We start from the raw sequence: 12,476 nt of genomic DNA on the forward strand, positions 1-12,476 counted from the left end.
AAAAATAGTATCAGGCTTCTCTCGTATTATCACTCATTTCAAATAAATCGTATACTACAACTTTTTTATTCATTAGCTTTAACGGCTATTGAAACCATTTATCTATTTAATCGTATGATACCATTATTATAAGATACTGCAAAGTTATATTAATTGGAGGTTCTTAATTATTTTGTTACTAATACGACTAAAACTATATACATCTTGAAAATTCCCCAAGTTAAATATACATTCATAATCTTTCTGATATTTATTTTTACAGAAGTAAGATCGCAAGATCCTAATTATTCGCAATTTACTCATAACCCAATCTATTATAATCCTGCCTATACAGGTATCTCAAGTGGGATGACAATGCGTTTTAATTATCGTAAACAATGGGCAAATTTGCCCGGAGATTTTAGAACCTATAATTTTAATATTGATCTGGCAGCCAGAACTGCTTCAGGTTCGGGTGGTTTAGGCCTGATGGTTGATAAACATACTGCCGGATCAGGATATTATGAAAGAACAAGAATTGGAATTCCTCTTTCTGTAAGGGTTCCCCTTTATGAGAATTTTCTTGTGCAAATGGGTGTAATGACTTCTTTTGTTCAAAAAAGCCTTAATTGGGATAATTTAATTTTTGTTGATCAACTTGATCCCCGTTTTGGAAATGTCAATCCTTCAGATTTTGTTTCTCCTTTAAAAAATAAAGTTACATATCCTGATTTTGATATTGGGTTGGCTTTTCGATTGGTCGAATCAACCTGGAGTGGTAAACAAATGATAGCTACGGCAGGGGTCGCTGTTCATCATGTTTTTACTCCTAACGAATCTTTCTATGATTTTGAATCGCCTTTAGCAAGAAAATTAGTAATAACCGGTGACTTTATAATACAAAATGAAGACTATGAGAGAGTAATCACAAGCTATAATCGGGGAGATAAAGGCGGTTTTAAATTTAATCCCGGGTTCATCTTCCAAAAACAGTCGGAATTTAAATCTTTTACTTTGGGAATGAATGTGTACAAGTCAAATATTTATGCAGGGTTCTGGTATCGAAATGAAACCTTTGATTTATTAAAATCGAATGCATTGATTCTGATGCTTGGAATTAATGCAAAGATAAATGAAGAAAGTCGTTTGAAGATTCTTTATAGTTATGATGTGCTGTTAAATGAAAGCCTTTACCGTGCAGCAGGAGGAACACATGAGTTAACCCTGATTTTTACTTTAGATTCTTTTAGTGCACTTACAGGTGGTGGCCGTGGTGGCTCTTTTGGACGAAATATGATGGGGTCCAGATCCAATCGTTATAGTGCAATGGAATGTTCTCCATTCTAATACAATAATTTATTTTTTAAAAGCAGATTGGAAATATTTCAAACTTGACAATATAAGTGCCAATCCAATTCCAATATAAACGATCGATAAATAATTTTTTGGAATTGGTGAGAGTCTAAGTGTAATTCCAAATCCAATCATTATTAAAACTAAAAAATAGCTTTTCCATGCCATGAATGAAAAGATACATGGTTTGTCAGGTAAGATACTGATTCTGAATATGTTTTTTTGTGCAACCTTACTGAAACCGAATCGGTAAATAGTTATCGCCAAAAGTATTCCGGTACCAATAAATAAAAAATGGATAATTTGAAATTCGCGATTTAACCAGGAATAAGCATAAGTGTTCAGAAATATTCCAACCCCAAGCCACATGGTTCCCGAAATTAACATTAGCAAAAATTTAGGTGCTGCAGGTTTTAACCTCTGTTTGATCGGTTTTCTTTTTATTGATTCCACAATATTTTTTTAATTTTTTGCTATTTGAGTTGCCAGATCTTTGCCTTGTTTGACACGATCAGCGATACCGACACCATTACCAATACTTCCGGCTAAATATAAACCCTTATATTCTTTCTCTATGCTATTAATGGCATTAATTCTTTCTTCAGAGTCTGCTCCATATTGAGCTATTGCATACTGATAATGAGTTGTTTTGAATAAATCAGGCTCAAATTTCGAAACACCCATCATGAGCTTAAATTCATTTGCCATTAGTTCTTTTAATTCATCTTCATTTAATTCAGCCAGTTCTTCTCTTCGAATCCCTCCAACAAAAACTGTCAATAAAGCACCCTCTATTGGCGCTCTGTTTTTAAATAAAGTTGACATGTAAAGAACGCCAAGGATGTTTCGCTGTTCCCGATAAGGGACCAAACCACCAAATGCATCCAGTTTAACACCTTCCCATTTATTAAATCCAATGGTGACTTCGGTTACTTTGGCATATTTCAGGTTGGTGATCGGACTTAATTTAGCCTTACCTATAAATGGGAACAATACATTAAGTTCATGTGCATTTACAGTTGTGATTATATCTGTAAAGCCACTTTCGACGGTGTCGTTATAGTGAATTTCAAAAATTTTGTGCAATCTTCGAACTGAAATGTTTTTAGCGTTAGTTTGCACATTATTCTTCCCGATATTTTTTACGAGTGCCTTGATTAACTTCTCTAAACCACCTTCAACCGAAAATATTTCCCTGGTGGCTTTCTTATCCTGATCTGATTTAGGTTCCTTGCGTTTTTTTAAAGCGCCCCCAATAAAGCTTCCATATTGCTGTTCTAAATTATACAGTTTTGGCAAGGCATATTTAGGAACAATATAATCAGGATCACCTGCATAAATGCCTAAAATGAATGGGTCAATGGCATAATTCAGGAAACTTTTCCCCATGCGTCTCTTAACTAATTCGGCTAATGATTCGTTTGGATTGGTTCCTTTTTTTCGAAATGGTTCTCCCAATATTCTGAATTTATCATAAAGACTGAATAGGGGAGTAGTAATTGCTGATAACGGGCCCGAAGGCAAAGCATGCCACTTGTTTTTTTTCCAGATTAATCGTCGGGCAGAAGTATGGTCTGCGATTTCTAATTTGCAATCATTTTTTAATTCTTCAAACAGATCTGCAATTTCGGCATTACCAAGTATGCCGCTATTAGGACCGGTTTCATACAAAAAGTTTTTAGTACTTTTAGTTCTTATAACTCCCCCAATATGATCGCTTTGTTCGAATATTTTAAATTTTATGCCTGCTTTTTTAAGGTAATAGGCGGTGGTGAGTCCGGTAATACCCGCCCCAATAATTGCAATATATTTATGGTCATTCATTGTTAAAGTGCTTTTGAGAAATTACGAGTGGTATTCTGCATTTTTGGATCGAAAGTGGCTGCAATATTGCGAATGAAAAACTTGCCCGTTTCAGTGATGAATATCTCATCTTTATTATAAATGATAAGACCTTCTGATTCAAATGTTTTGAGTTGTTGGTTTTGTTCTTTGGTCAAATTGTTAAGTTCTTCAATCGGTTTGTTAAAACGATTAGCAAGCGCTTGCCATGATAGATAAAGATTACACATCAACTCATTAATTATTTCCCGCGTAATTTTTTCTTCTAAAGATAAGAAGTATGCTTTCTCAATTGGAAATTTTCCTTCATTAATAAGCTGTGTATATTCTGCAACATCTTTAGTGCTTTGCAAATAGGCACTTTCAAGTTGGCTAATACCGCTTACCCCAAGGGCATAAACCTGACCGGTTGTTTCGCGTGTGCAATATCCCTGAAAATTTCGATGCAATGTTTTTCCTTTCAGCGCTATATAAAGCTCGTCTGATTCTTTTGCAAAATGATCGAGACCAATGGCTTTATAGCCACTTTTTGTCAGTAAATCATAAGCAGCCTCAAAAAGTTTAACTTTTTCTCCGGCATCCGGTAAATTGTATTTTTCGAGTTTTCGCTGAGCCTTTTTGATCCATGGCACATGCGCGTAAGAAAATGTTACCAGTCTGTTTGGTGAAATTTCAATTGCTTTTTGTATGGTTTCGGTAAAAGAGTCAACAGTTTGAAATGGAAGGCCATAAATAAAATCTAAGTTTACGGCGACATCCTTCGCTTTGATATATTCAACAAGTTCAGAGATTGGAATAATAGATTGATTTCTATTGATGCTGTTCATAACCTTATCGTTAAAGTCTTGAACTCCGAGGCTTAATCGGTTAAATTTGAGGTCAATTAAACAATCAATATATTTATAGGTCAAATGCCAGGGATGGCATTCCATCGCAATTTCCGCGCCCGGAATGAAATTAAAATTCTCGTATAAAGTATTCATTATCGATTCAATATCCTCAATTTGAAGATAATTTGGTGTTCCTCCTCCCCAGTGAACCTGAGAAACTTTCCGATTTGGATCAAGTTTCGATTTTAATAGAACGATCTCTTTTTTAAGGGTCTCTATATAAGAATCAATCATTTTTCCATTGCGACTTATTACCGTATTGCATCCGCAATAAAAACAAAGTTTATTACAGAAAGGGATATGAATGTACAGTGAAATATTTTCAGGCTGTTCAATATTCGACAAAGAAATGGCTTGATCAACCTCTTTATCATTAAACTCTTTATGAAAATAATTGGCAGGGGGGTAGCTCGTATATCTTGGTGTAGCTACATTGTATTTTTCCAGTAATTTTTGAGAAACTTTCATTCTATTTATTCTGTGTTAAATTTTCTTCGTAATACCTTTCATCAAAAAGAAATGAGATTGAAGCCAGCACAATTAAACTAACAATAAACTCAATTCGGAACAATCCTTTGTATCCGATCAAATGAGCAATTTTTCCGCTGCTGACCGCAATTAATAAACTGCTTAAATGCGTAATAACGATTTGTATTGTAAAATCGGTACCTTCTCTTCCGGCTCTAACATTATCCATCGATATGGTATAAATTATAACTGTCGACATTCCATAAGCGGACCAAATTAAAGCTATTCCTAAAATAATATGTGATTTTGAGGGTGTGAAATAGGTCATCCAACAAAAATATGATGCTGCAAGAAATGCCACGGCAGAGAATAGGAGTAAGCTTCTTTTCTTCCCCAGTTTTTTTATTAAAAATCCGGCTGCAAAAGAAAATGCTGCACCAAATGCTGCACCGTGAATTCCGGAAAGGATGCCAATTTCTTTAATATTAAATCCCAAATCGACCATCCAGGGCTTTATCATTGCCAATATACCGATGATCCCTGAGTAAAATATCGTCAGTAAGATGATCCGTTTGTAAGCTTTCTTTTGATTAAAAAAGAGGCCTATGTCTTTCAGTGTTATTGGTTTTGCCGGTTTTGGTTTCGCAACTTCCCTGCCTTTATAAATATAGAGAGGTATAAGAGCCAGAAGTACAAATCCTGCCAATGCCATTAATAAATATTGCCATCCCCAATAATAGTAAATAATGAGGAGAAGTCCACTTCCTGTTAGTGTACCTAAAAAGCTTCCGGCCGATTGCATACTGTTGCCAATACTTCTTTCTTCTTTTTTAAGGATTAAAATTGCAAAGGCATCCGTGGCAATATCTTGTGTGGCAGATGCCATAAACGCAATAAGCATCAAGATGATAATCATCTCAAAATTAACATCCAGGCTAAGAAATGCAATGCCAAAGATGACCATGGCATAAAAAATCTCGGAAAGAAAAATCCAGCTTTTGTATTTGCTTATGGTACCCCCGGTTTTGTCGACCAAGGGTGCCCATAAGAATTTTATGATCCAGGGTAGTTTAATTAATTGAATTAAACCTATAGAAGTCAGAGAATAATGTTCTGTCCGCATGATCACAGGCATAACCGTCGAGAAAAAACTCATTGGAATCGATTGTGCCAGATATAAATTTAGTAGTGTAAAGTATTTACCACCGGTAGTCTTAATCATAAATTTAGAAGTTTAATTTAGCGAAAACACCAAATTGTGCAGGTTTCCCAAGTTGTACATAAGATTTTCCAAGTGATGTAAAATAGAATGCATTATAATCAGTTGCAAAAATATTTTTGCCCCAAAACCCAAATTCAACTTTAGAAGTCACAAACGTAATCTTTAGGTTGGTAATACCATAACTTTTCTGGAAGTCAATATTATCCTCTTCCCAATACATTTTACCCATGTGCTGATAACTGAGATTGAAATGTGCTTTATTGATAAATGATTCTTTGAAATCAATGCTGTAATCTGTTCCGATTCCAAAAGTAAATTTTGGTACATTAGGGATCAGGTTACCACTTAAATCTTCATTTTCAGTATTAATGTACTCGGTGAATTTTGCTTCGGTATATCCAAAACTTGTCCATATTTGCCAGTTGTTGGTGATAATTGCATTTGCTTCAAATTCAACACCCTGACTTTTTGATTTTCCTGCATTTGTTGTCATTGAGCCTTGTCCGCTTGGAACAGGCTGTGCTACTTGCTGGTTGTCAATATCAATATGGAATAAACTAAAATTTGTAGTTAATTGTTTATTGAACCAACTTGATTTGATCCCGAATTCATAATTCATACTGGTTTCCGGCCCATAAATTCTGGCGTCATCCGATTCAAATGTGAAGTTGAACCCACCTGCTTTAAAACCCTTAGTGGTAGTAAAAAATGCGGTGAAATAATTGCAAGGAACAAAGGCTATTGAAACTTTTGGTGTAAGCTGATTAAATTTTAAATCGCTGTTAAAACCCGGTTTTGCTTCTGTATTCCCATTTTTAGTCATATCATAAGTATAATCCAATTTGGCAGATTCGAAATCTAAACGTAAGCCTCCCGTAAATTTGAATTTGCCCAATGGAACGGTTGATTGACCATAAACCCCAAATCCGCTTGTAGGTAAATTGTATGTTTTGAGATAAGAATAATCGGTATAGGGAAGATGGTAAGCATTAATGAAATCATCACCATAAGTTACGTTAACACCTTTATCAGTTAATTGTTTAAAATACATCGATCCCAATAACCAGGTAATTTTAGCTTTCGGATTCGAATGAATATTAAGCTCCTGATAAATGGTATGATGGATTCTGTTTTGATCAATAAAATACATGTCTGCCGGAGAAAAGTCCTGATCAATGAAAAACTTATCTTCCATGTATTGATATCCGGTTGATGAATTGAAAACAAACCAGCTTCCGATATGTTCGATGTTTAAACCAAGCGATAATTGATCCCGATCGTACGTACTTTCTCGGTTGTAGTTAACGGCATCCGGTTTTTGAGTGACGGTGTTATAAATTGCGTAGGCATATCCTAATTGATTGTTTCTTTCAAAATCAACAGAAAGGGTTGCTTTAAAATCATTATTAGGGCGATAGGCTAATTTCAAACGGCCAGAATAAGTGTTAAATGCATCTGCTTTTTTATTGGTAAATTGATTTGTAAAATACCCGTCACCATGAGCATAAGCCAGGTTAAATACAGAATAAAACTTAGCGCTTAGTGGCTGATTGATGTGCAGTATGGTTTTTGATAGATTATAGTTTCCATATTCAGTTTTGATATAACCACCGAATAAAGCTTTTGGATCCTGGGTGTAAATTTTGATGATACCTCCCATGGTATTTCTGCCATAAAGTGTACCTTGAGGGCCTCGGAGTACCTCAATCCGGTCAATATCAAGAAATTCAAAGTTGAAGGATCCTTTTTCTAAATAAGGGATATTATCTACATACAAGCCAACCGATGGTTGCACATCTCGTCTGAGCCCCATACCACGTGAATAAACCGGTGGCGACATTTTAGAACCATAATCCAACACAAAAAAGTTAGGGATTCGAGAGCTTAAATCTGCCATGGTATTGATGTTTTGCTGATCTATCACTCTTGCCGAGATAGAAGAAACTGCAATAGGCGTTTCTTGCAATTTAGTTGTTACTTTTTCAGCTTGTACAGTAATTTCCTCTAAAATTACTGTATGAGGTATATTTACATAAACAGTGTCAGTTTGTGAAAATGCAAATAAAGGGAAAAATAGTAGAATAAATATATAGATAGATTTCATGGTTCTGATTATAAGTAAGTTAGTAAAATTATATAATCCTTTATATCATCTTGATGATACAATAATGCAAAGTCTCCTTAGATATGCATCTATGGTTTAGAAATTTGAATGATCAGGTAAATCAGTGAGACTTTGATTTTGATTATCAAAATCATTTAGCCGAACTCCTGCCAGACGAAGGCTGGGATCCCGAGAACCTGCATTGAGCAGCAGCCGAAATGTAGTCGAGGGATCTGAAAAATCAAATTTCGATTGAAATACCTCGTCAGCATGCTGCGAGGAGTTTCATTTAAATTAATAAACGCTAAAATTAGCAGGATGGGGGAGGTCGTCCGAAACTTGCCTCAGCAAAATGAAATGAATGGGCAAACCTAAAACTACGAAATTTTATTGGCCCGAACTTTTCAATTTGAGAAGGATCAATAGGTTCGACTTGATGTGTAGCGCTAGCAGATTGATTATAGTAATCATAAAGCGTGATAAAGTCATGATCCTGATTTGAATTATCTTTTGAAATTTCAATGGTAAATGCTTCTTTTTCAATAGTAGGATTAACAGGTACTGCAGGTTGGCCAATATTGAAAAATAAAAATAGAAGATACAGCCCTGAGGAAATTCCTGAGGAGATGAGGATGAAAGGTAATTGCATTTGTATGAGTCCTTCAAACATTTTATCTTCTTTTCGGGTTTTTAGGGAACCATCCCTTGTTTACCCTGTTTTCTTGTTCAATGATTTCATTAATGCCCCAAAGGTAATTAAAACCTATAATTGCAACGATTGTCGAGACTATGATATTTGTCAACAAAAACGAGATTAATACCGCAAAAACTCCAACAATTAAAAAGACGATCCAAAGTTTTTTCGTGAAATGGTATTCTCCTGCTATGCATGAATAACGGGCAAAAATGATAATCAAAAAGGAAGCTGATCCCAGAATGATCCCAATTAAATTTATACTGTATCCGAATAATTCAAAAGCCATAAGGATTTTTTATTGATTATTGATTATTGGTTTCTGGTTGCCCTGCCTGCGGCAGGCAGGTGGTTTCTGTTTTCTGTTTGCTGTTTACTGTTTACTGTTTACTGGTTTCTCATAACTCATAACTCATAACTCATAACTCATAACTCATAACTCATAACTCATAACTCATAACTCATCGTATTTTCTATTCGGGTTTTTTTTCGCTCTTCCGTTCATCACCCGTTCATGTTGTTTAAATATTTCGATCATACTCCATATACATGCGAAACCAAATACCCCAAATACGACCGATAAAATATCTTTGAAAAACAAGGAAAGTATAATGAAAATTATACCGGGAAATAACAATATCCACCAGCTTCTTTTTCCGAGATGGTATTCCATCTTAATTACAATTGGATGAAAAATGCCAATTGCGAAAAACGCTAACAATCCGAGCAATGGGCCTATATAATTTATGTTTTCCATTCAGGTACGTATTTACTGGTTTGCAAATTTAATGTATTTTTTATTGTGATGCTTAAAAGAAGTAATTTTTATGGGTTTAGAAATTTAGTTGTGAGGAAAAGGGATGGCGTCCCATTTGGGACGCCATCCCAAGAACTTCTCGACATTTTTCCGCCTTTGGCGGAACGCTCGAAGTGACATTAGCATTAGTGCATAAAAAAAACTGCCAACGATTTCTCGCTGGCAGTTTTGAGTGTTACGTATATTCTGTTTCTAGAACGCGATACCTAATTTAAGCATAGGTAGTGTTAAGAAAGAAAACGTGCTTTGATCCGCCCTGGCTAATTCCATACCTTCACCAGGAGCTATTTGAGTCATTGAATAGAAGTAATTTACCACATTGATAGATCCACCAATGAATAAGCCTTCTGTTAAATAATACTCAAATCCTGCAGGCACTGCGAATCCCCAAGAAATAAATTCTGCCCTTGATTTTCCACGCAGTTGTGCTGCATATAATTGTGGATCTTCACCTTCAATAACTAAAGGATATTCAAATTGATAACCTCCGTGATTATAAAGGAAACTGAATCCAAGATAAGGCAATAATTTTTTGTTTGGTAGATCGAAATAACGACTAACTCCAACTTCTGCAACCCAATCAAATGATGTCTCGAAAGGAATTGCATTAACGTTTGGAATGATGTATCCACCCGCATCGTAATCATAAATTCCTGCAACGTAATCCTGTGAAGGATTACCTGTAAGAATTCCAAGACCCGAGAGGTTTAAACTCCAGTTGGGTTTAAACATCCAACGGAATTCCATTCCAATCATATTAGAAGCATTATTATAATCCATATCAATGCCATAAACGTAAGGTACTACAGGCTGTACACTAGAACTATAAGAACCCGGACTCAATCTGTTTTCAAATGAAAAGCTATTGCCAAAGTTTATACTAAACTTATATTTTGTACAATTTGCTGTTACATTTTCATTAAATTCTCCCGTGTTCTCCTGAGCACCTACTAATGTTACAACCCCTAATACTAAAATTAAGACTATAAGTAATTTTTTCATATTATAAGGTTTTAAAAACATTTGTAAGTTGCTTAGTTTGCTGCTGCAATGGCTTCGTCTAGTAACGCTTTCCAGAAAGCTACCTGAGCATTTGCAGCAGTTAGCTCAACATTTAGTGAAGTTAAATCTTGTTGGAATTTATCATAATTAATCTTACCAGCTGCGTAAGCTATCACTGCAGCATCAATATTGCCTTGTGCAGCTACAATTTCTGCTTTTTTGGCAGTTATTAATGCATTAATGCCAGCAACTACGTCGGTATTGTAAGCAATAGCATTTGCATATACACCAAGTAAGGCAACTTTAACGGCTTTTTCAGCTTGTTTTGCAGCAATTGCTGTGCCAAGGTCAGTCCAAGGTTTTTTAGCTGTAGTTAAAGCTGTACCGGTAGCATCAGAAAGAACTTTTTTATCAAGATAGATTTGATATTTAGCGTTATAAGCAGCTAAAAGATCAGCAACATATCCATAATAGAATTGATCCATATATTCTTCGTAATCAGGACGGACTAACTCTTTATGTGCCAATGCAGCATTATACGCAGCTAAATCCTCTTCGATGAATGATAGCCAGTGCAGGTATTCGGAATACAAATCCGGAAGTGCTAATTGTGCAGCAGCGATAGCAGCAGTTTTGGCAGTAATAGCTTGAGCTGCGAGATATCTACGACCATAAAGTGTAGCATCGGTTGTATTAGCAGGTAGACCTAAGAATGCAACTTTAACAGGATGTTGGGCGTTAAAGATAGATTCAGAAGCTCTCCAAAGTGGACCGGTAACAGCGGTATCAGCTTTGGCTTGTACTACAGCTAGGTTAAGAAGGAATTCACCGGCACTAACATAATAAACACTGTCAGCATAACCTTCCCAATAAGCTATTGAGTCGCCTGTACGAGCAGGACCATATGGAAGTGCATGCCATGCAAACCAGTGACTGGCCATACTTAAAACATTTGCAGCGTGAGCGGCATCGGCAGCAAGTGTATCTGCAATTGCTGCATTCAGCTGTGCCGTGTCAAGAACCCAAGCATCATATTTGTTTGATGAATCAGTTACTAAAGCAGCAATAGATGCAACATAAGCAGTAACTGAATCAACTTTAGCTTGCCAAGCAGCGGTTTCTACGGTAGTTCCACTTGCTATTAAAATTTTAGCGTTGTTCCATGCGGTGTAAGAAGCTAATGTATCAGCATAGGTAGCCAAAAGGGTTGCTTTAGCATCATTAACAGCATCAATTTCATCTTGCCAAAAAGTAGGAATAGGAAAATCTGCAGCGAAACTTGCATCAGCAGCACTGTAAGCAGCTTTAGCAGCATTACTAACGGCCAATGCACGTGAGGTAACACCTTTAGCAGTGGTATCAGCACGATAAGCAGCTTGCCAATCTGGGTGAAGAACTTGTTGATCAATTAATAATTGGTAGATCGCAGCTTGAATGGTAGTGGTATCATTCATAAGACCGGTTTGTCCGGTAACAAGTGCATCTGGAGTACCTAATAATGCTTTTGCAGCAGCTAAATCAGCTTGAAGAGTAACTAATTGTGCATTTTTAGCAGCAAGGGTTGCAACTAAACCGGGCATGGTATTGGTTGTTCCGGCTGCAACGTCGATAGCCAAAGCAAGAATTTGACCTTGTTTAGCAAAGATTTCATCCTGAATAGCACGCATGGTATCCAAAGCAGCAATGTACTTACCGAAATATTCAGTAACAAGTGCATTTTTTGCGGCTTTAACAGCAAGTGCATAAGCAGCCATAGTTGCATTGTAATTTTGTGTTGCTACTTGCAATTCAAGAGCCCAAATTTTCATATCGGCAGCAAGTTCAGCACGAATCACTTCGGCAGCAGCAAGTTCACCTTGAGCTTCAGCTAATTTAAGAGCAGCTAAAGCATTTTGATAAGCAGCTTGTGAATTTAATAAAGTAGCATTGGCATTGGCTAAAATAATTTCGGCCTGTGCTTTTGCATTAAGTAGTGCGGCGTAAGCTGTACGTACCGATTCGATACCAGGGCTTACTTCATTTTTCATACAGCTTGTTAACATCAAAGCTGAAGCGAAAAATGCAATCAGTGTAATTTTGATTTTCATGAGTTTTTTTGTTTTTAA

The 12,476-nt window shown here is 36.1% G+C and carries 11 protein-coding genes; 1 reads left to right on the forward strand and 10 read right to left on the reverse strand.

Annotation, left to right across the window (positions count from 1 at the left end):
* Positions 1-204 precede the first annotated feature (204 nt).
* On the forward strand, positions 205-1,326 hold the full coding sequence (locus KKG99_11035) for a PorP/SprF family type IX secretion system membrane protein (GenBank protein ID MBU1013531.1): 1,122 nt from the start codon (positions 205-207) through the stop codon (positions 1,324-1,326).
* A 9-nt stretch (positions 1,327-1,335) separates the two neighbouring features.
* Here the strand turns inward: KKG99_11035 and KKG99_11040 are convergent, their stop codons facing one another.
* From KKG99_11040 to KKG99_11085, 10 genes are all read right to left on the reverse strand, one after another.
* Complete coding sequence (locus KKG99_11040) at positions 1,336-1,785, reverse strand: hypothetical protein (GenBank protein ID MBU1013532.1); 450 nt, start codon at positions 1,783-1,785, stop codon at positions 1,336-1,338.
* A 9-nt stretch (positions 1,786-1,794) separates the two neighbouring features.
* Positions 1,795-3,156: a protoporphyrinogen oxidase gene (gene hemG, locus KKG99_11045; GenBank protein MBU1013533.1), complete on the reverse strand. Its 1,362-nt coding sequence runs from the start codon at positions 3,154-3,156 to the stop codon at positions 1,795-1,797.
* A gap of 2 nt (positions 3,157-3,158) precedes the next feature.
* Entirely contained in the window at positions 3,159-4,532 is a 1,374-nt protein-coding gene (hemN, locus tag KKG99_11050) for an oxygen-independent coproporphyrinogen III oxidase (GenBank protein MBU1013534.1), read from the reverse strand.
* Between the two features lies 1 nt (position 4,533).
* Positions 4,534-5,754, reverse strand: coding sequence for an MFS transporter (locus KKG99_11055; protein MBU1013535.1), 1,221 nt, complete (start codon positions 5,752-5,754; stop codon positions 4,534-4,536).
* A 4-nt stretch (positions 5,755-5,758) separates the two neighbouring features.
* Positions 5,759-7,858, reverse strand: coding sequence for a TonB-dependent receptor (locus KKG99_11060; GenBank protein MBU1013536.1), 2,100 nt, complete (start codon positions 7,856-7,858; stop codon positions 5,759-5,761).
* A 310-nt stretch (positions 7,859-8,168) separates the two neighbouring features.
* Positions 8,169-8,528 (reverse strand): hypothetical protein, encoded by a 360-nt coding sequence (locus KKG99_11065; protein MBU1013537.1) that lies wholly within the window; start codon positions 8,526-8,528, stop codon positions 8,169-8,171.
* 1 nt (position 8,529) lies between these two features.
* The gene (locus KKG99_11070) at positions 8,530-8,814 is read right to left on the reverse strand and encodes a DUF4491 family protein (GenBank protein ID MBU1013538.1); all 285 of its coding nucleotides are present in this window, start codon (positions 8,812-8,814) and stop codon (positions 8,530-8,532) included.
* A gap of 192 nt (positions 8,815-9,006) precedes the next feature.
* Positions 9,007-9,300: a DUF4491 family protein gene (locus tag KKG99_11075; GenBank protein MBU1013539.1), complete on the reverse strand. Its 294-nt coding sequence runs from the start codon at positions 9,298-9,300 to the stop codon at positions 9,007-9,009.
* A gap of 261 nt (positions 9,301-9,561) precedes the next feature.
* Positions 9,562-10,371 (reverse strand): hypothetical protein, encoded by an 810-nt coding sequence (locus tag KKG99_11080; protein ID MBU1013540.1) that lies wholly within the window; start codon positions 10,369-10,371, stop codon positions 9,562-9,564.
* A 32-nt stretch (positions 10,372-10,403) separates the two neighbouring features.
* Positions 10,404-12,458 (reverse strand): hypothetical protein, encoded by a 2,055-nt coding sequence (locus KKG99_11085; GenBank protein ID MBU1013541.1) that lies wholly within the window; start codon positions 12,456-12,458, stop codon positions 10,404-10,406.
* Positions 12,459-12,476 lie beyond the last annotated feature (18 nt).

This window comes from Bacteroidota bacterium (assembly GCA_018816945.1).
Lineage (GTDB): Bacteria > Bacteroidota > Bacteroidia > Bacteroidales.